The organism is Thermotoga sp. 2812B (genome assembly GCF_000789335.1).
In the GTDB taxonomy this organism is placed as follows: Bacteria; Thermotogota; Thermotogae; order Thermotogales; family Thermotogaceae; genus Thermotoga; species Thermotoga maritima.
In genome coordinates this window covers 1,162,005-1,182,687 of record NZ_CP003408.1, presented here as the reverse complement: position 1 = coordinate 1,182,687, position 20,683 = coordinate 1,162,005, and the positions used below count along the sequence as shown (strand labels likewise).

Annotated in this window: 26 protein-coding genes and 2 tRNA genes; 11 read left to right on the top strand and 17 right to left on the bottom strand. The window is 46.1% G+C overall.

Annotated features, from left to right (window positions below):
• Positions 1–59: 59 nt before the first annotated feature.
• Positions 60–410 carry a hypothetical protein gene (locus tag T2812B_RS05920; RefSeq protein WP_227738452.1) on the bottom strand — a complete coding sequence of 117 codons (351 nt, stop codon included), beginning with the start codon at positions 408–410 and terminating at the stop codon, positions 60–62.
• 262 nt (positions 411–672) lie between these two features.
• A tRNA-Glu gene (locus tag T2812B_RS05915) sits at positions 673–747 on the bottom strand.
• A gap of 151 nt (positions 748–898) precedes the next feature.
• Between T2812B_RS05915 and T2812B_RS05910 the strand changes: the two genes are divergently transcribed.
• Positions 899–975: transfer RNA gene (locus T2812B_RS05910), tRNA-Pro, on the top strand.
• Positions 976–1,006: 31 nt separating this feature from the next.
• Here the strand turns inward: T2812B_RS05910 and T2812B_RS05905 are convergent.
• Positions 1,007–1,267, bottom strand: coding sequence for a FlhB-like flagellar biosynthesis protein (locus T2812B_RS05905; protein WP_004082188.1), 261 nt, complete (start codon positions 1,265–1,267; stop codon positions 1,007–1,009).
• Positions 1,254–2,411 (bottom strand): flagellar hook-length control protein FliK, encoded by a 1,158-nt coding sequence (locus T2812B_RS05900; protein ID WP_004082189.1) that lies wholly within the window; start codon positions 2,409–2,411, stop codon positions 1,254–1,256. The genes T2812B_RS05905 and T2812B_RS05900 overlap by 14 nt, the downstream gene beginning before the upstream one ends.
• A gap of 62 nt (positions 2,412–2,473) precedes the next feature.
• On the opposite strand from T2812B_RS05900, the gene T2812B_RS05895 reads away from it, so the two are divergent.
• The 3 genes from T2812B_RS05895 to T2812B_RS05885 are packed head-to-tail and all read left to right on the top strand — an operon-like array spanning position 2,474 to position 4,916.
• Complete coding sequence (locus tag T2812B_RS05895) at positions 2,474–3,187, top strand: YdcF family protein (protein WP_004082190.1); 714 nt, start codon at positions 2,474–2,476, stop codon at positions 3,185–3,187.
• A gap of 4 nt (positions 3,188–3,191) precedes the next feature.
• Positions 3,192–3,698 carry a DUF996 domain-containing protein gene (locus T2812B_RS05890; RefSeq protein WP_004082191.1) on the top strand — a complete coding sequence of 169 codons (507 nt, stop codon included), beginning with the start codon at positions 3,192–3,194 and terminating at the stop codon, positions 3,696–3,698.
• 21 nt (positions 3,699–3,719) lie between these two features.
• Positions 3,720–4,916 (top strand): HD-GYP domain-containing protein, encoded by a 1,197-nt coding sequence (locus T2812B_RS05885; RefSeq protein WP_008194655.1) that lies wholly within the window; start codon positions 3,720–3,722, stop codon positions 4,914–4,916.
• On the opposite strand, the gene T2812B_RS05880 is transcribed toward T2812B_RS05885, so the two are convergent.
• From T2812B_RS05880 to T2812B_RS05865, 4 genes are all read right to left on the bottom strand, one after another.
• Positions 4,873–5,640 (bottom strand): MBL fold metallo-hydrolase, encoded by a 768-nt coding sequence (locus tag T2812B_RS05880; RefSeq protein ID WP_008194653.1) that lies wholly within the window; start codon positions 5,638–5,640, stop codon positions 4,873–4,875. The two genes, T2812B_RS05885 and T2812B_RS05880, sit on opposite strands and share 44 nt — an antisense overlap.
• Before the next feature lie 48 nt (positions 5,641–5,688).
• Positions 5,689–5,892 carry a DUF5320 domain-containing protein gene (locus T2812B_RS05875; RefSeq protein WP_004082196.1) on the bottom strand — a complete coding sequence of 68 codons (204 nt, stop codon included), beginning with the start codon at positions 5,890–5,892 and terminating at the stop codon, positions 5,689–5,691.
• A gap of 5 nt (positions 5,893–5,897) precedes the next feature.
• Positions 5,898–6,107, bottom strand: coding sequence for a DUF5320 domain-containing protein (locus T2812B_RS05870; RefSeq protein ID WP_008194650.1), 210 nt, complete (start codon positions 6,105–6,107; stop codon positions 5,898–5,900).
• Positions 6,108–6,177: 70 nt separating this feature from the next.
• Positions 6,178–7,635, bottom strand: a complete 1,458-nt coding sequence (locus T2812B_RS05865; protein WP_231556569.1) for an HD domain-containing phosphohydrolase — start codon at positions 7,633–7,635, stop codon at positions 6,178–6,180.
• 372 nt (positions 7,636–8,007) lie between these two features.
• On the opposite strand from T2812B_RS05865, the gene T2812B_RS05860 reads away from it, so the two are divergent.
• From T2812B_RS05860 to T2812B_RS05850, 3 genes are all read left to right on the top strand, one after another.
• Positions 8,008–8,208 carry a cold shock domain-containing protein gene (locus tag T2812B_RS05860; protein ID WP_008194648.1) on the top strand — a complete coding sequence of 67 codons (201 nt, stop codon included), beginning with the start codon at positions 8,008–8,010 and terminating at the stop codon, positions 8,206–8,208.
• Positions 8,209–8,329: 121 nt separating this feature from the next.
• Positions 8,330–8,545: a 50S ribosomal protein L31 gene (rpmE, locus tag T2812B_RS05855; RefSeq protein WP_008194646.1), complete on the top strand. Its 216-nt coding sequence runs from the start codon at positions 8,330–8,332 to the stop codon at positions 8,543–8,545.
• Positions 8,546–8,578: 33 nt separating this feature from the next.
• Entirely contained in the window at positions 8,579–8,953 is a 375-nt protein-coding gene (locus T2812B_RS05850; protein ID WP_004082201.1) for a S1 RNA-binding domain-containing protein, read from the top strand.
• A gap of 32 nt (positions 8,954–8,985) precedes the next feature.
• Here the strand turns inward: T2812B_RS05850 and T2812B_RS05845 are convergent, their stop codons facing one another.
• Genes T2812B_RS05845 through thiI form a run of 9 tightly spaced genes read right to left on the bottom strand, consistent with a single transcriptional unit; the run spans position 8,986 to position 16,394 of the window.
• A complete protein-coding gene (locus T2812B_RS05845; protein ID WP_038050981.1) occupies positions 8,986–10,134 on the bottom strand; it encodes a L,D-transpeptidase family protein in 1,149 nt (382 codons plus the stop codon).
• Positions 10,097–11,281 (bottom strand): bifunctional phosphopantothenoylcysteine decarboxylase/phosphopantothenate--cysteine ligase CoaBC, encoded by a 1,185-nt coding sequence (coaBC, locus tag T2812B_RS05840; protein ID WP_008194642.1) that lies wholly within the window; start codon positions 11,279–11,281, stop codon positions 10,097–10,099. The genes T2812B_RS05845 and coaBC overlap by 38 nt, the downstream gene beginning before the upstream one ends.
• Before the next feature lie 2 nt (positions 11,282–11,283).
• Positions 11,284–11,523 (bottom strand): DNA-directed RNA polymerase subunit omega, encoded by a 240-nt coding sequence (locus tag T2812B_RS05835; RefSeq protein ID WP_008194639.1) that lies wholly within the window; start codon positions 11,521–11,523, stop codon positions 11,284–11,286.
• Positions 11,508–12,131 carry a guanylate kinase gene (gene gmk / locus T2812B_RS05830; RefSeq protein WP_008194637.1) on the bottom strand — a complete coding sequence of 208 codons (624 nt, stop codon included), beginning with the start codon at positions 12,129–12,131 and terminating at the stop codon, positions 11,508–11,510. The genes T2812B_RS05835 and gmk overlap by 16 nt, the downstream gene beginning before the upstream one ends.
• A gap of 11 nt (positions 12,132–12,142) precedes the next feature.
• Entirely contained in the window at positions 12,143–12,421 is a 279-nt protein-coding gene (locus tag T2812B_RS05825) for a DUF370 domain-containing protein (protein ID WP_004082206.1), read from the bottom strand.
• Between the two features lie 12 nt (positions 12,422–12,433).
• Positions 12,434–13,312, bottom strand: a complete 879-nt coding sequence (locus T2812B_RS05820; RefSeq protein ID WP_008194632.1) for a YicC/YloC family endoribonuclease — start codon at positions 13,310–13,312, stop codon at positions 12,434–12,436.
• A 33-nt stretch (positions 13,313–13,345) separates the two neighbouring features.
• A complete protein-coding gene (locus tag T2812B_RS05815) occupies positions 13,346–14,500 on the bottom strand; it encodes a cysteine desulfurase family protein (RefSeq protein ID WP_008194630.1) in 1,155 nt (384 codons plus the stop codon).
• Positions 14,497–15,240: a 1-acyl-sn-glycerol-3-phosphate acyltransferase gene (locus T2812B_RS05810; protein ID WP_008194628.1), complete on the bottom strand. Its 744-nt coding sequence runs from the start codon at positions 15,238–15,240 to the stop codon at positions 14,497–14,499. The genes T2812B_RS05815 and T2812B_RS05810 overlap by 4 nt, the downstream gene beginning before the upstream one ends.
• Entirely contained in the window at positions 15,237–16,394 is a 1,158-nt protein-coding gene (thiI, locus tag T2812B_RS05805) for a tRNA uracil 4-sulfurtransferase ThiI (protein WP_008194626.1), read from the bottom strand. The genes T2812B_RS05810 and thiI overlap by 4 nt, the downstream gene beginning before the upstream one ends.
• 107 nt (positions 16,395–16,501) lie before the next feature.
• On the opposite strand from thiI, the gene T2812B_RS05800 reads away from it, so the two are divergent.
• The 4 genes from T2812B_RS05800 to T2812B_RS05785 are packed head-to-tail and all read left to right on the top strand — an operon-like array spanning position 16,502 to position 20,651.
• On the top strand, positions 16,502–17,575 hold the full coding sequence (locus tag T2812B_RS05800) for a tetratricopeptide repeat protein (RefSeq protein WP_008194624.1): 1,074 nt from the start codon (positions 16,502–16,504) through the stop codon (positions 17,573–17,575).
• Positions 17,560–18,282, top strand: coding sequence for an A24 family peptidase (locus tag T2812B_RS05795; protein ID WP_008194622.1), 723 nt, complete (start codon positions 17,560–17,562; stop codon positions 18,280–18,282). Before T2812B_RS05800 ends, T2812B_RS05795 begins: the two co-directional genes overlap by 16 nt.
• Entirely contained in the window at positions 18,283–19,458 is a 1,176-nt protein-coding gene (locus T2812B_RS05790; protein WP_008194619.1) for a class I SAM-dependent rRNA methyltransferase, read from the top strand.
• Positions 19,458–20,651: a pyridoxal phosphate-dependent aminotransferase gene (locus T2812B_RS05785; RefSeq protein ID WP_038050978.1), complete on the top strand. Its 1,194-nt coding sequence runs from the start codon at positions 19,458–19,460 to the stop codon at positions 20,649–20,651. The genes T2812B_RS05790 and T2812B_RS05785 overlap by 1 nt, the downstream gene beginning before the upstream one ends.
• The last annotated feature ends 32 nt before the right edge of the window (positions 20,652–20,683 follow it).

The following is a 20,683-nucleotide window of genomic DNA, read 5'->3' as shown; positions in this document are numbered from 1 at the left end:
TCCTTCATCCTTTTGTACGATGTCCAGCGAGAAGGAGTAGTACTTTCCATCCACTGATATCATCGCCACTGAACCGCTGTGGTCGTTCCATCCACCGTTGTACACTTAAGAGAAAGGAAATAGGTCTTATCGACGAAATCTGGTTTGTTGTTAAGGAGAAATGGGATGAACTTTGTGGTATATTCCGTTATTCCCTCGATTTCGATCGATGTGACGGTTGCAGGCATGAAGAAACTTACCTGAAACACATAGTAGAGATACTGCCAGCCTTCTGCCCACACGAGTTGTTCGAAATCGCTTGGAATGTAGATCATAGAAGAGGCACCTTCCAGAAATCCCATCGCCCAATCCTCGTACTCGTCTGGAGAACTATCGGGATCTGGTATTTCAAACGAAGATGTGTTGCTCATCACCGCTTAAAGCTGATCGACGAGTCCCCTCGCTGCTTCTGAAAGCGTGTCAGCTTCCTGTGTTCCGCTGAGAAGATCAAACAGGCCAGAAAACACACTTTCTTTCCCATGATCATCCCCCCTATTATTGTTTGTATTATATTAAAATTTCGCCTGAAAAAGCAAAGTGTTTTTTGAAGAATCGCTGGAAAACAGAAAGATACCAGTTAAAACAAAAACAGGGATGCCTTTTGGCATCCCTTTACACTTCTGCTATTGCATCTGGCAGCCCCACGGGGAATCGAACCCCGACCTCCGGACTGAGAATCCGGCGGACTGGCCGTTATCCTATGGGGCCATCCAGGGGTAATTTTAAACCATATCGGAAAGAAAATCAAGTGGGGAGTTAAATTTTCCAGATACCAACACATCTAAGAGCTCTACGGAGGGCCGAACGAAAATCCATAAGGGTTGAAATCTTCACATCCTGTGATAAAATATAAAGACGGCGGGGCGTAGCGCAGGTGGCTAGCGCGCTTGCATGGGGCGCAAGAGGTCGCTGGTTCAAGTCCAGTCGCCCCGACCACGCAGAGGTCCCCACGTTTGGGGACCTCTTTTCATTTGTCGTATCTTTTCAGAAAGGCGTATATCTCAGCGATCACAAGGTACATCTCTTCAGGAATCTCTGAGAAAAGATCCAGTCTCAAAAGATCGTCTATGATATCCGGCCTTTCTTCTATTGGTATGCCATGCCTTCTGGCCATCTCGATTATCCTTTCTGCAACTTCACCCACACCCTTTGCCACAACCTCAGGTGCACTCGTTCTGGTGGGATCGTATTTCAAAGCCACTGCTTTCTTTATCTCATCCGTACGCATTGAATCCCTCCCAGTTCATGGGATCCTTTCTCAAAAAGAAGACGTGCGCGATCAATCCCAATCTTTCGAATTCCTTCTGAAGCTCTTCGCTGTGAGCGGACAATTCCTCCGAATTCTTCTCAGCGTAGAATCTCACCGAGAGAGATCTGCCCTCCAAAATCACGTCGGCAACGACCCTGCCGAACCGCACGGTGTTAACAACAAGGATCACTCTATTGTTGTCTTTCTCCCACCACATCTCCTGAACACCGAAAGAAGGCATCGAAGCGAACCTGACGTTTTCTTCCAGAAGGCTGTTCAAAAGAAAGACGGCATCTAAGAGGTCATCGTCCACCAGTTTTTCAGGTCTTGGGAGGAGTTCTTTGTCCGGAAGTTCAAACTCCATCATTTCTCTGTCTTTCCAGATGAGGACCCAGCCGTTTTCTCTTTTCTCAACCGCTACTTTGTCGTTCACAAAATCCTCAAAGAAGGTCAGATCCGGCTCCTCCTTGAGTTTGAATTCGACAAACGGAAAGTTTCTCCTTCTGAAAACAACAATCAGGTACTTTCCAGAGAGAGGTAATGCCATGTAGTTCTTCCCCGCGAATCCCTTAGAGAGCGGTTCATTCATCTGATAGACATCGTACTCTTCGGTGGAAAGGATGGGTCTTTTCAAAGTGACTGTTCTTCTGAGAGCCTCTTCATTTATATTCCGATTGATTGGAAAGTTCTTTTGAACGTACTCAAAGAAGCTCTTGACGGAAAACCTGATCCGAACGCTGGAAGGTCCTGACTCGAAAACCTCAGGGAAAGATTTCATTATGATCTTCTTTTCTTCATTGTTCATCTTGAGGAAGCGAGATGGAACGAGGTGTTTCACAAACAACTTCACAAAGTGAACGTACTTCTTATCGAACCCGCGGGAAATGTCGTGCAAGAATTCCAGAAGACCCGGCACTTTGAGAACCTTGAGGGAGAGTTCTTCATCGAAGTGTGCCAGGAGCTTCGCTTTGAGCTCCTTTCCGGTCATGACCCTGTTGTTCCAGACTCTCACGCTCTCTCCCGGCTTCGGTGCCTTGCCGTTTATCTCGAGGATGAGGATGCTGTTTTTCTTCGAGAGAACGAGCACGTTGCTGTACCTTCCCAGAACCTTCCAGACGTCCATTCTTCATCCTCCCCCTATGATTATCGACAGTCGTTTAAAATCATAAACGTGGAGGTGGAAGAATGTTCCTTCAAAAAATCCTCGGAGCGTTTCTGGTAACACCCGGTCTTTTCATACTCCTGTTGATCGTGGGGAGTTTCTTTTTCAAAAAAGCAAGATGGTTCCTCTTGGCTTTGGCAGCGATTGTGTATCTTTTCAGCAGTTACGTGGGGGAGTTTCTCTTTCTCTGGCCTCTCGAGAAAAACCTCGATGTTCCTGCAACGCTTCCAAACGACGCTGTGATCGTTGTTCTCGGTGGTGGTGTGGAAAGAAACACGAAGGCGGGTGACAACCTCAGCGATGCCACTCTGAGAAGGCTTCTGACAGGTGTACAGATCTACCAGAAGACAAAAATGCCTATACTCGTAACCGGTGGTAGTTTAACCGGGCTGAGGTCGGAAGCGATGATAATGAAAGACTACCTTGTTTCGCTGGGTGTTCCCGAAGAAAAGATCACCGTTGAAGACAGATCGAGAAACACGTACGAAAACGCCCTTTTCACGAGGGAAAAAATAGGAGATGTGCCCATCATTCTGGTAACCGATTCGATCCACATGAGAAGGGCTGTTTTCACTTTCAAGAGGTTTTTTCAGAGTGTGACACCGTACCCCGCTGGATTCTACTTTGGAGATCCGGAGTTCGTAGATTTCCTTCCGAATGCCACCTCTTTCTATCTGAATTCACGGGCCATCTACGAGTGGATCGGTCTTGTCTGGTACAATTTCAGGTGGAGGTGATACGATGAATCTTTCAACCGCGAAAACGTTGGCGGGGGTAGGGATGATACTCAAACTGTTTGGTGCGGTGCCGGTGGTAGGGTGGATCTTTTCTCTTGTGGGGCTCATACTGTTTCTCATTGGTATCTACAATATTTCACAGCAGGTGGGGGAAAGAAGAATCTTCAACTACCTCTTGATACCCGCTGTTTTGCTGTTGATCGTTTCTGTGATCTTCTCTGTTTCACTCGTTGCTTCACTCTTCGCGGGCGGTCTGTTCGCTGGTGGTGTGACCTTAGCCGGCTTCGTAACCATTGTTGTTCTTGGAATAATAGCCCTCGTTTACAAGGTGAAAGCCTACAGAATGATCGCCGAGAGTTTGAAAATCTCAGTCTTCAACACCGCCGCGTCTTTCTACAAATGGGGAGCGATCCTTCTTGTTGTTTTCGGGATGGGTTTCATACTCATGTTTGTGGGTGATATTCTCACGATAGTTGGCTTTTTCTCAAAACCATCCGAAGAAGCGGCTTGAAAAAACTCGGGGGGATGATTTTTGTATCTGAAACGTTACAAATGGATTTTCTTAGTCGTCGCAATGCTCATTTTCTTTGGAGTGGCTTTTGTTCAGATCCACTACCAGAAGAAACTGGAACGCTACCAGCTCGAAGTCTTCAAAATCATCGTTCAGCGATCTGTGGATCTCGTATCGAGTGGATACTTTCAGTGGACAGAACTGAAAGAAGCGATAGAAAAAAACGATGAAGAATTCATCGAAGAAGCCTTTGAGGAAATAAAATCTTTAGATCCATACATTAAGGAAATAAAGATCCTGAATCAACCTCCAGATTTCGAAGAGGAATACTACAGAGTGGAATCAGATGGGGAAAGACTCTGGGCACTGTTCAAAATATACGACAGCATGGGAGAAGAAATGATAGCTGACAGAACAGCGTATGTAGAATGGAACGTAGCTGGTATTTTGAACTCAATCGGTGCTTCTGTGGAGTTTCGAAAGGGAGGAAAGAAGACGTTCTGGGGTTTAGAGTACAGAAGCAAGTTCGGCAATAAATGGTTTGCAGTTTCTTTCTGGAGTTCACTTGGAGGGTTCTCAATCATACTCATCATTCACTCCATTTTTGTGAGGTCTATTTTGAAGTTTCACTATGAAACAGAAGGACTCGAAAGGATGATCAAAATTATCGACAAGAAAGATCACTACACAGCTCTTCACTCGGAATACACTTCGAGAATCGCTGTTCTCTTAGGAAAGAAATTGGGACTTAACAAGAAGGAACTGAAAGAGCTTGGAATAGCAGGCCGACTCCACGACATAGGAAAGATCGCTGTACCAGAACACATCTTGAACAAACCCGGAAAGCTCACAGATGAAGAATTCGAGGAAATCAAAAAACACTCCATCGTTGGTGCAGACATATTGAGGGAATATCCGGAGCTGTCCTTCGCTGTCCCTGTGGTTCTATACCATCACGAAAGGGTGGATGGTTCTGGATATCCTTTCGGTTTGAAAGATGGAGAGATACCGCTCCTTGCCAGGATTTTAGCGGTAGCGGATGTGTTCGACGCCCTTACCAGCGACAGACCCTACAGAAAAGCCATGAAGCCAGAAGACGCTGCAGCTCTCATGAAGAAAATGCCTCTCGATCAGGAGATCGTGGGAATCCTAGAAAAACATCTTTCGGAGTTCGTCAGTCTGAAACCTCAAGTTTCAAACCCGCGTAGCAATCCATGATGTTCCCGAGAAACTCTCTTTTGAAGATATCAACTGCTCTTTCACCCGTGCAGTGACAGGGAACCACGGTTTCAACTCCAAGCTCGTTGAAGGCCTTCACGATTTTCTCTATCTCATCATCGGAAGATCTCAGAAGATGGAAGCCTCCCATCACCATTTTGATGCGCTCGTTGAAAGTCTCTGCGATGTCAAGAAGAACGTTGTCGATCCCGCGGTGGGAACACCCGGTTATGACGACCAGTCCTCCCTTTGTTCTCACCACCAGAGTCTGTTCGTCTTCGAAGAGATCTTTTCGTCTCTCGCCGTTTCTCTCAACAAAGAAGTCCCCACCGGGAACCTTTCCTCTCAGATTCGCCGGTCCCAGAAGGAACATGTTTTTCCCGATCTCAGTGATTCTTTCGATCACGAACTTTCCTGTGTTCTTCTTGAGTACTTCATTCCAATCGGCTCCTGCGTATCTTTCTCCAGAATACTTCTGATCTAGGGCTTCTTTTCTGAGCCACACTCTCTTTCCTGAAAGATACAAAAGACCCCCTGCGTGATCGTAGTGACCATGACTGATGAGCACGTCCTTTGGAAGATCAATTCCCAGTTTTCGCGCATTTTTGAGAAACACATCGGATTTCCCCGTATCGAAAAGAACGGAATCCACAAGAACAGAAAAACCGTGTTCGCTTTCAAATCCATTTTGAGATGAATCATCACACAGAACGTGTATTCGCATCTTTCTCCCTCCGCTCAAAAACTGAAGGGGGTTGATACCCCCTTCATATTACCACCAGCCTCTCCATCCCCATCCTCTTCTGTGTCTCCAAGCAAAGCCCATTCCAAATGGCCATCCTCTTCTCCATCCATAACCAAAACCTCTCCACCATCCCCAAGGTCTTGCCCAGCTACCACCGAACCTGCACCATCCAAGACCTCTGCCCGTCATCGGCCCAAGTCCCATCGGGCCCGTTCCGTCGAGCCTCGGCATACTGCTCACCTCCTGTTTTCAAGCTCTTTCAGTCTCTCTTCAACATATCTGAGCTCTTCTTCCAGGTATCTTTTGTAATCCAGAAGCATTTCTTTTTCCTCTTCATGAGAAGGTGGCACTGGAGGATAATCGTAGTAAGCCCACCACGGTCCTCCTCCAAAACCGAATCCTCTCCTCCAGCCTCTTCTCCATCCGTATCCTCTGCTCCACCACATATTCTCACCTCCTATATATGTATTTTACATATATATATGAGGAAAAGTCAAGTTGTTCTCGACTTCAACATCAATTATTCACTGTAAGTTTTTCCCAGATTTCTTTGATCTTTTCGTGTTTTTCCCTGAAAATCTCAATCAGCTTGGGATGAAAATTGGACGGTGAGGTTCTTCCATCTCCCTCGAGGATCACCCTGACAGCCTCTTCATGGGACAAGGCTTTTTTGTAGGGTCTTTCTGAGCACAGGGCATCGTAAACATCAGCTATCTTGACGATCTGTGCTTCTATGGGGATCTCGTCGTCTTTCAGGCCGAACGGATAGCCCGTTCCGTCGTAATTTTCATGGTGGTAGAGGGCTATGTTTCTTGCAATTTCCAGTTCTTTTCTGCCGGAGAGCAACTCCCCACCCCAGATGGTGTGTTTCTTCATGATTTCCCATTCTTCCGCTGTGAGCTTTCCTTTTTTATTCAAAATCTCCTTGGGGACCTTTATCTTTCCGATGTCGTGGAGTGGAGCGTACAGATATATTTTGTGAACAAGATCCTCATCGAGGCCCATCTCTTCGGCGAAGAACTTCGACAGTTCTTGAACTCTTCTGACGTGGTTCCCCGTCGGCTCGTCGAAACCTTCCACGATATCCACCAGTTTGTAGGTGAAAAATTCGCACGCTTCTTTGATGGCTTGGCTTTTCTCCTCTATCTCCTGTGCCATCTTCTGAAGCTCAGAATAAGACGCTTCGAGTTCCTCGTAGGATGCTTCGAGTTCTTCTCTCTGAGATTCAATAATGGTAATCATATCGGAGACTTCATCGATGAGCTGATTGATCTCAAGTATTTTCGAAGATGTACTTCCTAAGTCGAAGATCCTGGAACTCAGGTACTCTTTTGAAGCTTTCGATAATACTTCGAGAGGAACTCTGAGTTCCCTGTCGATCAACTTGGATATTCTTCGAACGATCGGGAAAGAAATGACAAAAGCCAGCCCGATCACATAATTCAGGTGAAGAAGAGAGTTCCTCAGAAAAACAAGAAGCGGTACCTGAATCACAAAGACCGTGGATCCTGTTTTTCTGAAAAATGCAACACCAGACGGGCTTATCTTCACACCGTAATCTCTTGTTTCAAAGTCTTCGGGATCGAGTTTCACATGGATTTCACCGTTTTGAAGAAGAACCGTTCCGTCTTCTGAAAGAACGTACATGCCCGGTTGTAGAAGATCCTTCATCACCTTTGATGGAACGATATCTATTCCCAGAACACCGAGGAGATTTCCACGCTCATCAAATATTGCTTTTGAAATAGCGAAAGTGACTACTCCAAGAATCCGGTGAACGAAGGGAGGAGTAACCACAGCAGAGTTTGGGTTTTCGACAGCAGCTTTGTACCAGGGTCTCTCCCTTGGGTCGAAATCGGAAGGAAACGTGTAAAGAGGGTAGATGTAGTAAGTGCCATCCGGAGTGGCAAAGATGGGATAAGCTATGTAATCCCCGAAATGTTCATGAATCAGTTTCAAAACCTTGAGAGTCATTCCGGGATTTTCAAAATCCTCTCTGTGGTCGGCGAAGAAATCGAGGACATCCCGGTAATGATCGATTGTTCTTTTCCACTCGTTCGAAACAAGTGTGAGCTTTTCGAACCAGGCATTTTTATCAATATAGTTAGGTTACTGTAAAAACAATTATGGCTATCGCAAGCGATAGGAGAAAAATGAAGATCAGATTTCTCTTGTAAACCAGATTTTTGATAACATCACTCAATTTTCTCGGCGCCACGTTATCACCTCTTGACGTCGTTCTTATTTTACTACATCCAGATCCAGAAAGCACATTACATCTTGACATATCCACTTACGAAGTGTTATGATTGAGGAGTACCATCTTTCGTTAAGGAGGCATGTGTTATGAGAGGAAAGGTTAAGTGGTTCGATTCCAAGAAGGGCTACGGATTCATCACAAAGGACGAAGGAGGAGACGTGTTCGTACACTGGTCAGCCATCGAAATGGAAGGTTTCAAAACTCTGAAAGAAGGCCAGGTCGTCGAGTTCGAGATTCAGGAAGGCAAGAAAGGTCCACAGGCAGCACACGTGAAAGTGGTTCAGTAAAGAGACGAATCAGCCCCCGTCCGGGGGCTTAAATTTTCTTTCTCTACTTGATTTTTGGTCTCACATATGGTACCATTTGGCATGTGAGACGTAATAATATTCATGGAGAGGTGAGGACACGGTGAAAAAGGGAATACATCCAGAGATGAAGCTCGTAACTGTTAAGTGTGCGTGTGGTGCTGAGCATACTTTTTACACGACGGTTGACAATATAAGAATCGACGTGTGTTCCAAATGCCATCCGTTCTACACCTCCGGTGGAAAAGGTGGCGTTCTCATAGTGGACACGGAGGGTAGAGTGGAGAAGTTCAGAAGAAAGTACGGAGACAACTATTGAGAGGCAATATCACTTTTGTGAGGAGGGTTTTTTGTGAAAGTTGGTGAACTTGTGAAGGGAAAGGTTTCTAAGATCGTGAAGTACGGAGCCTTCGTGGATATCGAAGGGGGGGAAAGAGGATTTATTCACATTTCCAAGATCTCCAAAAACTATGTGAAAAGAATCGAAGATTATCTCCACGAGGGACAGGAGATATCCGCGAAGGTGATAGGAAGAGCCAGAAACGGCGGCTGGGAACTTTCCCTGAAAGATCTTGAAGAAGAAACACCAAAGACAGGTGAGAAATCTGAAGAAAAGAAAAATATGGATTTCGAGAAAAAGCTATCCAGATTCTTGAAAGAAAGCAGTCAGAAGCTTTCCGAATACAAGAAGAGACTCGAGAAAAAAGGCAGAAGAAGCGCATGGTAAAAAAAGCGGGGGTAATCCCCGCTTTCATTTTTTTAATAGATCCTTTCTGGAAATTCTTTATCTTCCTTCACCACCACAACTTCCGTTCCAACACCAGCAAAGGCGTCGATTTCTTCCACATCTCTGTTGAACATCCTGATACAACCGTGTGAGATCCTTTTCCCTATTTCCCACGGTTTCGAGGTGCCGTGTATCGCGTACGTGGGATCCGATAACTGCATATACCTCGTTCCGAGTCCGTTGAGAGGGGTTCTGGGGGATATGTACTCCCCAAACCAGTAGAGGGCAGGATCTATCTCTTTTCTGAGAACCCAGTAACGTCCCGGAGGTGTGGCGTCACTCCTTCCAAGGGCCACGGGATAAACTTTGAGCAGAACCCCATCGTAGTAAAGAGCGAGCTTAGATGAAAACAGATTCACAACTATTGTGACTGGATTCTCCCGGAAATAGACTCTTCCGATCTTCAAAACCTGACCAGCCACTATCCTGTCGGGATCTTCCAGGCGGTTTATCAAAACGATGTCTCCAACTCTCACACCGTATTGATTGGCTATGCTCCAGAGTGTTTCTCCTCTCTTCACAACGTGCTCGGCAAACACAGTGTAGTCGAAAGCGCCATCTTCTCCCCTCATAGGTACCGCAACGCGTTTTATAACGTAGATTTCTTTCTTCAAGCTGAAGGTGTAACCGTATGGACCGTTGAAAGTAATTTCCAGTTCGTGCGCACCATCTTCGAGAAAGGACTTGAAGACGCAGATCCACTTCCCTTCCAGGTTGAAGAATCTGAATCTCTTTCCCTCCAGGTTTAACGAGACAGGTACCACACCTTCTGGAGACTGAATGAACACGTACACCAGAACTTCTCCGTTTTTTATGTCCGAGATCACTCTTATTTCGGGTTTCTCCAGAGGTACCCTTAAAACCTGAGGTGCCACACGGTACATCCTCTTCCCGAAAGAATTCACACCTTCAACAATTGGAAAGAAGGGGCCTTCGAAATCCACCTCGAAGGTGTAATCGCTGTTTTTCACTTTTTCAGGAAACACAAATCCCGCCGGGGAGTAGAGAAGAAAGGTCGTTATTTCTCCTTCGTAGAGTTTTTTTACGGAGAGAGTCACGTGATCTTCAGAAACGCTCTTCAGTTCAAGAAGGTGATCCGCCAGCAAGGTTTGAAACAACATCAAGAATAATGCAAGCCACACGAATCTTGTCATCTTCATCAATCCTTTTGATGAAACCGTCTCTTCCGTATATGTAGACCTCCACTCTGTCGGAAGAGAACGCTTTCCGGGCATCGTTCAGCACGAGCAAATCCAGATTCTTCTCTCTCAGCTTTTTCACAGCGTTCTCTTCGAAATTTTCCACCTCAGCCGCGAATCCCACAAGAATCTGATGCGACTTTCTCTGTCCGAGTTCTTTGAGAATATCTTTTGTTCTTTCGAGATGGAGAACGAGATCGTTCTCTGTTTTCTTCAGCTTTCCTTCAAAGACCTTTTTCGGCCTGTAATCTCCCACGGCGGCGTTCATTATCACGATGTCCGTATCTTCGAATCTCTTCATCACCTCTTCGTACATCTCTTCAGCGCTTTCTACTCTCACAAATTCATCCACATAGTAAGGTGGTTTCAGAAACGTTGGGCCGGATACAAGAGAAACACGAGCTCCCATCCTCTTTGCGACCACTGCCAGTGCGTATCCCATCTTTCCAGAACTCGCGTTGGTGATGAACCTCACAGCGTCTATATGCTCTCTTGTTGGCCCCGCGGTGATAAGAACCTTTTTTCCAGCGAGTTTCTTTGGAAAAGTCAAAAGGTGTATTGCTTCGACTATCTTTTCGTTTTCCGGATACCTTCCCTTTCCGACCTCACCACACGCGAGATGGCCTTCTTCGGGTTCCACAACGAACCAGCCGTTGTTTTTTAGCTTTTCAAGATTCTCTTGAAACAGTTTGTTGCTGTACATACGGTAATTCATCGTGGGAACGAGAATCTTCGCGTCTTTATCAAAAGCGAGAGCGACGAGTGTGAGAAGATTGTCCGCTATTCCATTTGCGATCTTTGAAATGGTGTTCGCGGTTGCGGGGGCAACAACGAGCACGTCTGCCGTTCTGGAAAGTTCGGTGTGCGGGATCCAGCCATTCCTGACATCCATCCAGTCGTGGTACACGGAACAGTTTCCAACGGCAGAAAACACCACCGGAGAAATCATTCTGGTGGCGTCCGGCGTCATCACCACGTAAAGTTCATGTCCTTCTTTTCTCAACTTACTTGCCAGGTCCACGGCTTTGTATATCGCTATGCCACTGCTGATACCGAGTATTATCTTCACCTTCACTTCACCTTCGGAATGAGCGCTTTCAGTATCTCCTCGTTTTTGATCCTGATGTAATTCAGGCTGAGCTCCATGAAGGCGATACTTACAGGATTCTCATCATCTGTGATCACAAACGGTTTGGCGTATTCTCTGATCGCTTCCGCACGCTTTGCCACAACAACGGGTATGGCGTACTTATACGGTATTTTCTTAAGCAGTTCATCGTACTTGATGTTGAACTTCACCATCTTTTCCATCCTTTCACCTCCATCTTGAAGCGTTCTATCCTCTCTTGATTTCTGGTGACTTTCGCTCTTTCGGACCTCACAATCGACATGACCATCTCTACAGCATCTTCGAGATTTTCGTTTATCACGATGTAATCGAACTCATCCATGAACATGAGTTCCCACTTGGCATTTTCGAGTCTTACAAGCACGTCTGCTTCTCTCTCCGTTCCCCTTTTGAGGATGCGTTCCCTCAGATCCGCATAGGATGGAGGAGCCACGTAAATGAACACCGCGTTTGAGTATTTCTTCTTTACTGAGAGAGCACCCTGAACGTCTATGTCGAGTACAACATCTTTTCCTTCATTGATATGAGATTCCACAAAGGAGCGAAGGGTCCCATAGAGATGGCCGTGGACACGGGCCCACTCGAGGAACTCCCCTCTTTCGACGCGCTTCAGAAACTCTTCCTCTGTGATGAAGAAATAATCCTTGCCATCCTCCTCGTGAGGGCGCTTCGGCCTCGTCGTGCAGGAAACGGAGAAAACTACGTTGTCCAGTCTTTTGAGAACTTCTTTGATTATACTGGTTTTCCCCGCACCGGAAGGACCACAGATGACGAAAAGCTGTCCTTTCATTGGTCACACTCCTATTTTTTCGTTTCTCTCAACACTCTTTCTATTTCGTAGAAGTTCTCCATGAATCTCTGAGCGATCGTTTCCGGCTGGATGGCACTCAGAATGATATGGTTGCTGTCCGTGATGATGATCGATCTTGTTTTTCTTCCATACGTGGCATCAATGAGCTTTCCTTCAAGCTTCGCCTCGTCTTTCATTCTCTTCAAAGGAGAGGACTCGGGGTTCACGATAGCGATCACACGGTCACCCGCTACCACGTTTCCAAAACCGATGTTGATCAGACCGTACATACTTTCTCCCCCTCACTCAACGTTCTGAATCTGCTCCCTGAACTGAGAAACCAGTACCTTCCCCTCGAGAGCAAGGCTGGTTATCTCACCGGAGATAGACTTGGAAAGGATTGTGTTCAACTCCCTCAACATCTCTTGACCGAGAAAATCCAGATTCATTCCGACCGGCTCGTCGCTTTCTATTAGCTCAAGAGCTCTTTTTATGTGACTTCTGAGCCGGGTGATCTCTTCTCTTATGTCGGCTTTGGTGGCCATGAAAGCCACGTGATTCTCCAGAATGTCTTCTTTCACGGAGACATCCTGTGGAAGGATTTTCTCCACTTCTTCCTTTATCTTTTCACGGTAAAGTGCAGGAAGCTGATCAGAGATTTTTTCTATTTCTTCAACTCGAGACGAAAGGTCTTCCAAAATCCTCTTCAGATCCGCACCTATTTTTTGACCCTCTTTTTTTCTTTCCTCAACGAGCTTTTCCAGGGCCTCTCTGAGAATGGGAACCAGATGGTTCCAGATATTTTCTATTTCCTCGTCTGAAAGCTCTATTCGAAAGACCTCCCTGAAGTTCAGAAGGTCCGAGAGTTTCACAGGTTCAGGAAGAGAAAGTTCCCCTACTATTTCATCGAGCATCGAATAATACGCCCTGACAACGTTTTTGTCTATCTCGAGCACCTTGGGAGGTTCCAGGAACTTCACCTGAACTCGAGTTTGGACTTTTCCTCTGCTCACGTACTCCTGAACGAGGTTGTTCAGCTCTATCTCTTTCATGGAAAGATACCCGGGCAGCTGGTTTATGATGTTAAGGCCTTTCGAATTCAAAGACTTCATCTCGACTCTGAACTGATAGGGACCAGACACCTTTTCGACTCTGCCGAAGCCGGTCATGCTTTTTATCACCAGATATTCCCCCTTCTGGTTGAAATTATACCATTATCGGCGATTATTTCCAGTTAAATCCAGAAAACTGAGAATTTCTTCGATTTTCTTTAGGAAGTAATCCACTTCTTCCTCTGTGTTGTATTTGCAGAGGCTGATTCTGATGGCTCCCTGGGCAATTCTCCTGTCTACCCCCATCGCATTCAGAACATGGCTCAATCTTTCATCCTTGCTGGTGCAGGCCGATGAGGTTGAAACGTAAATACCATAGCCGGAGAGTAGATTCTGAAGAGTGGAACCTCTGATGTTCGGAAAAGAGACGGAGAGGGTGTTGGGAAGGGATATCTCCAGGGGAGTTATGATGTGGGCTCCCAGGTTCATCAGACCCGATACGAGTTTGCTTCTGAGCTTTTCCATGTGTTTTGCTGCTTCGCTCAGCTCTTCAACAGCGATTTCCATAGCGCGGGCTGCCCCGACGATTCCCGGAACATTCTGCGTTCCAGATCTGAGCCCTCTTTCCTGCCCTCCGCCGTGTATGAGGGGTCTGATAGGAACTCCCTTCCTGATGTAGGTTATTCCAACGCCTTTCGGCCCGTGAAATTTGTGCGCGCTGAAACTCGCGTAGTCCACTTCCAGTTTCTCGAGGGAAAATGGAATTTTCCCTATCGTCTGAACGGCATCGACATGAACGAGGGTCTCTTTGTTCTTTTTCTTCACTATCCTGGCCACATCTTCAACGGGCTGGACAGTTCCCACTTCGTTGTTCGCAGCCATGATGCTGACAAGGAACGTGTCCTCATCTACGAGTTTTTCCAGTTCTTCCAGTTTCACAACACCTCTGGAATCAACGGGAACGTACTTCACTTTGAAACCTTTCATCGATAGATATTTCATCGTTTCGAGAACGGCTTTGTGTTCTATGGGAGTGGTGATGATGGTTCTTTTTCTTTTTTCGAACGTCTCAGCGACTGTTTTGAGAATCCAGTTTATCGACTCCGTTGCGCAGGAGGTGAAGAATATTTCTGAAGGTGAGACGCCGAGTACCTTTGCCACCTTTTCTCTCGCTTTTTCCATGTGTAAATTCGCCTCTATACCCATGCCGTGAGCAGAATTGGGATTTCCATACTTTTCGCGGTAAAAAACGATCATCTCTTCGAGAACCCGATCGTCCACCCTCGTCGTTGCGTTGTTGTCAAAATAAACCCTCATTTCGACCACCTCGCTTTCAACTCTTCAACTCCCCTTTTCACGACCTCTTCCACGTATTTTCTGAGTTCTTCCTCGTTCGAAAACCCTTTCGGATCGACCGGCTCGTGTATCTTGAGAAAGACCTTCCCAGGAGTGAACGTCCATCTTCCCTTTGGAATCAGATGATAAGTTCCCCAGATGGAAACGGGCAGAACTGGAACACCGGTCTTCACAGCGATCATGAGGCTGTCTTTTTTGAAAGGAAGAACCTTTCCGTCTGGTGATCTCGTTCCCTCCGGAAAGACGATGAAGGTAACTCCGTTTTTGAGCTTTTCAATAGCTTCCCTGAGTGCTCTCACCGCTCTCCTCGGATTTTTCCTGTCAAGAAACACACCGTTCAGATATCTTATGTACCAGTTCACCCCTGGAATTTTTCTCAGTTCTTCCTTCGCTATGAACGCGCCTGTGGCAACGAAGCCGAGGATCAACGGGATATCCATGAGGCTCTGATGATTCGCAACTACTATGAAATTCCTATCCTTTGGAATGTTTTCGCTGCCTTCAACTACCACATCAGAAAAAAGCCATGTGAAGGCTCTTTTCCCGAATTTTTCTATCTCCTTCAAAACGTACTTTCTGGCTTTTTCACGGTCTCTCATTAAAAATGATCTGAAAAGCACAAACCCTCCGTAAAAAACAATGTATACGGTGGCTATGAAGTAGAAGTACATCGTCAGCAGAAGATCTCTGATTTTTCTCACTCTATCACCTCGACTTTTCTGGAGGTGAACGCTTCTTCTTCGAGAACGGGAAGATCTGGAACCTGCTGTTCCAGCTTCTCGAGGATCGAGGGATGAGATCTCGTTGCAGGATTTTTCGGAGCGAAGAAAACACAGCTGTCCTGGTAAGGCTTTATAGAGATCTCGTAGGTTCCGATCTCTTTCGCCTTTTCGACGATCTCTGTTTTGTCGAAACCGGAAAGAGGCCTTATCACGGGTCTTGTAGTCACGCTCTCTATAGACCAGAGGTTTTCCAGCGTCTGGCTCGCCACCTGTCCTATGTTCTCTCCCGTGTAAAAAGCAACCGCACCGGTTTCCTCTGCTATTTTTTCCGCTATTCTGAACATGGACCTTCTGTACATGATCAGCGAGTATTTGTCCGGTACGTTCTTTTTGACCTCAAGCTGCAGCTTTGTGAGATTCACAATGTGCAATCTCAAGGGATGACCTCCACTGAATTCCCTGAGAACTCTCAATATGTCTCTCACTTTTTCCACGGCCCCCTCCGATGTAAACGGAGGAGACACGAACGTGACGGACTCTATGAGAACTCCTCTTTTCAGTGCGTACCAGCCTGCCACAGGACTGTCTATTCCTCCAGAGAGAAGAAGAACCGCTTTTCCTCCCGTTCCCACGGGAAGTCCACCGTAGCACTCCACCCTGTCTGTGAAAATCAGAACTCCTTCCGGTCTCACTTCCACCCCGAGAACAAAATCCGGATTGTGCACATCAACGGAAAGTTCCTTGAAATTTTTGAGTATCAAGGCACCGAGTTCACTGTTTATTTCGTACACACCTTTTTTGTATTCCTTGTAGGCCTTTTTGGCCTGCACCTTGAAAGTTCTGTAATTTCCTTTTTCCAGCTTTTCTTTCACCGCGATCAGCGAATATTTCTTCACTTCCTCGAAATCGTGACTCACCAGAAATCCTTTGCTGAAATTTTGAATTCCAAAGATTTTCTTCAGCTTGTCATCGAGTGTTACGTTTTCATCTATTGGAATGAGAAATCTTCCCCACTGTCTCTTCACCTTCATTCCGGTTACTCTCTCGATGTTTCTTCTAAGAGCTTCTTCAAAATCTTTTCTGTTCTTTCCTTTGAGACCTATCTCGGAATATCTCACTATGTAAACTCTCAACTCTTTCACCTCCGGATAAGATTTTAGCAGAAGAAACACAGAATTTGCCGTTTCCTGGTTTATAATGTAAAATGAATATGAACCGCAAGTTTCAGGAGGGATGGCTGATGGCAGAACATATAATAACACTTGTCTTATCTGGAGAAAGGCTGGATGTTACCACTTCAACACCTTTCGTTGTGGCTCTCAGGGATCTCCTCTACGAAGGAGACTGGGAACTCCTAAAAGAAGATATGAAGAAAAAAGAAAACATAATGAAAGAAGTACAAACCTGCGAAAAACTGGAGAAGGTGGTTCATCTCGATGAGACCGTTTATGAACCTCTCATCTTTCCCGAATTTCAAGAATGGCTCAGAGAAGAGAACATAACCCCAAAAGATTTCAAAAATGTCTCTCTCAAGGGTCTGTACGATCTTGCGCTGGAGTACGCTGATCGAAACCTTTACGATATAGCGCATGATATCATAAAGTTCATGCTCGACATAGACGAAAACTACGCTCCAGCCTACGAGCTAAAAGGCTCTCTTCTCGTTGAGCAGGGCAAGATAGAAGAGGGAATAAAATTCCTCGACAAGGCCGTGGAGATAGATCCCTGGCTGGTTCAAGCGTACGCCTCTCTTGGGGAAGCCTACTACAACCTGGGTGATTATGAGAAGGCAATTCATTACTGGGAAAGAGAACTGGAATACAATCCGAACGACAAGATCACATACTTCATGATCACGGAAGCCTACTATGAAATGAACCGCAAAGACCTCGCTGTGAAAACACTGGAGCGCCTTTTAGAAATCGATCCAGATAATATACCTGCCCTGTACCAGCTTTCGCAGCTTTACAGAGAACTCGGCAACGAAGAAAAGGCACGGGAAATGGAAGAGAAGATCATGAACTGTAAACCCAAGTATCCCACAGAATTAGAACCATGGGCTCGCGTGATGCTGAAACGCGGAAGATACAAAGAAGTTGTCGAAGAGCTTGAAAAGATCGTTGAATCTTCTCCGCTGAGCACCCTGGCACGGCTGCTCCTCGTGGTTCCCTATGTGAAACTCGGTCAAATCGATAAGGCGAGAGAAATCCTCGATGATATTGGACAGAGCAATTTCTGGTATTATTATGGAAAAAAGGAAATACTGGACGAACTTCTCACGGAGGAGGAAAAACGGGCTTGTGGTATCTCCTGACGTTCGCAATAGGCACCATAGTTGGAAGTTTTCTGAACGTTGTCATATACAGATCTACGAAGGAGGATCTCAAGCTGTGGGATCCTCCTCATTCATTCTGTCCTAACTGTAAAAGGAAAATAGAGTGGTACGACAACATTCCCGTTATCAGCTATATTCTTTTGAGGGGAAAATGCCGGCACTGTGGATGGAGAATTCCGATCAGATACCCCATCGTGGAGATCTCAACGGGAGTTTTGTTTCTAATGAATCGTTTTCTCATAAAAGATACTCTGCTGTTCGTATCTTCGTGCGTGATTGCCTCTGCCCTCATCGCGATATCACTCATAGACCTTGAAACGTACCTGATTCCGGATTACCTGAATTTTACCGTTCTGATCTTTTCCTTCGTGGTGGCTTTGAGAACCTCCTTTCTGGAGCATCTGATTTCCTTTCTCATCGTGACGATCATGTTTTTGATTCTGAAAGCGATGTACAGAGACGGTCTGGGAGCAGGTGACGTGATCCTTGCAATGGGAATAGGCTTCCTCCTCGCACCAGTTCCTTCCATTTTTGCCATCTTGATCGCTTCAATTTCTGGAATACTCTATGCACTGATCAAAGGAAAAGGTAAAATGGATATAAAAACGCGTATACCATTCGGCCCCTTCCTTGCCCTTGGAGGTTACACTCTCTTTCTCATATCGTACGGAATGGGGTGGTTGTAGTTGGCAAAGGTGTTTTTGAAGAGGATGAATCGAAGGATCTCAGGCGGTCATCTGTGGATCTTTTACAACGAGATTCTGAAAGTCGAAGGAGAGTATGAAAACGGAAGTGTCGTGGATGTTTTCAGACCCGACGGTTCTTTCTTCGGAAAAGGATACATAAACGACAACTCGAAGATCAGGGTGAGAATTCTCACCTGGAGAAACGAAATCATCGATCGAAATTTCATAAAGAACAGGATAGAGAGCGCTCTGAAGAGAAAGAAAAAACTCGTGAAAGAAACTACGGCCTTCAGAGTCGTGCACAGCGAGGGGGACTTTCTGCCAGGTCTCATAGTTGACCTTTTTGGGGATTATCTTGTCTTTCAAATAACGACTCTGGGAATGGAAAAGATGAAAGATTGGATCCTGGATAGTCTCATCGAGATATTCAAGCCGAAGGGAATATACGAGAAATCAGAGGGCACCTTCAGAGAGAAAGAAGGGCTTGATAATCGAGAAGAATGGGTCTACGGTGAGGGTCCTGAACTGATAGAGTTCGAGATGAATGGTTTCAAATTCCTTGCTGACACCAGAGGACAGAAAACGGGTTTCTTCCTGGACCAGAGAGAAAACGCCAGAATGGTGATGGATCTGGCCGAGGAAAAAGTCTGTCTGGACGTGTTTTCCTACACCGGAAACTTCGCGGTGCATCTCCTCAAGGGAGGAGCGAAACACGTTACCCTCGTCGACTATTCGGAGAGGGCTCTTGAGGTTGCCAGAGAGATCTTGAAACTGAACGGATTTGACAGCAGCAGGTACGATCTGCTTCCGGGAAACGCTTTCGACATTCTGAAAAGTTTCGACAGAGAAGGGCGAAAGTACGATCTCGTGGCTCTCGACCCCCCATCTTTTGCGAAGAGTTCGAGCAATCTGGAAAGTGCGAGGAGAGGATACAAGGAGATAAACCTGAGAGCGATGAGGATATTGAAAAAACCAGGTGTTCTCGTGACCTCTTCCTGCACTCAGATAGTTTCTGAAGAGTTGTTCAGAGAGATTCTCCTGGATGCGTCCTTTGACACGAAAACGAGTTTGACCGTTTTGAAAAGGGGAGGACAGCCTCCTGATCACCCCGTTCTCATGAACGTTCCAGAAACGCAGTACCTGAAGTTCTATATCTTTCAGGTTGACAAGAGGTGATGAATGTGTTTTCCGATCGCGTCCTGCTGACCGAAGAAAGCCCAATCAGAAAACTGGTTCCCTTCGCTGAAATGGCAAAGAAGCGAGGAATAAGGATACACCACCTGAACATAGGACAGCCCGATCTGAAAACTCCCGAGGTGTTTTTTGAGCGCATCTACGAGAACAAGCCGGAAGTGGTGTACTACTCTCACTCTGCGGGTATCTGGGAATTGAGAGAGGCTTTCGCATCTTACTACAAAAGAAGACAGAGGGTAGATGTGAAACCGGAAAACGTTCTGGTGACGAACGGTGGAAGCGAAGCCATTCTTTTTTCATTCGCTGTGATAGCAAATCCTGGTGACGAGATCCTCGTTCTGGAACCGTTCTACGCGAATTACAACGCTTTCGCGAAGATCGCCGGTGTGAAATTGATTCCCGTAACGAGGAGAATGGAAGAAGGATTCGCCATCCCTCAGAATCTCGAAAGCTTCATAAACGAAAGAACGAAGGGAATAGTACTCTCAAATCCCTGCAATCCGACCGGAGTGGTTTATGGAAAAGACGAGATGAAATATCTCGTGGAAATAACGGAAAGACACGGACTCTTTCTGATTGTCGACGAGGTGTACAGCGAAATCGTGTTTCGGGGAGAATTCGCAAGTGCCCTCAGCATTGAAAGTGACAGAGTCATAGTGATAGACAGTGTTTCGAAGAAGTTCAGCGCCTGTGGGGCGAGGGTAGGATGTATGATCACGAGAAACGAAGAAGTGATAGCACACGCCATGAAACTGGCTCAAGGGAGGCTCGCTCCGCCTCTGTTAGAACAAATCGGATCCGTTGGTTTGCTGAACCTCGACGATTCCTTTTTTGACTTCGTGAGGGAAACGTACAGGGAAAGAGTCGAAACAGTACTGAAGAAACTCGAAGAAAACGGTTTGAGACGGTTCACAAAACCTTCAGGGGCCTTCTACATAACCGCAGAACTCCCCGTAGAGGACGCAGAAGAATTCGCGAGGTGGATGCTGACAGATTTCAACATGGATGGTGAAACAACCATGGTCGCTCCCCTGAGAGGATTCTATTTGACCCCAGAGCTTGGAAAAAAAGAGATAAGAATCGCGTGCGTGCTTGAGAAGGATCTCCTTTCCAGGGCCATTGACGTGTTGATGGAAGGACTGAAGGCGTTTTGTTCTAGTCGTATTTCCTGTTGAAAAAATGTTCATCAAGTATCGCAGGAGGTTAT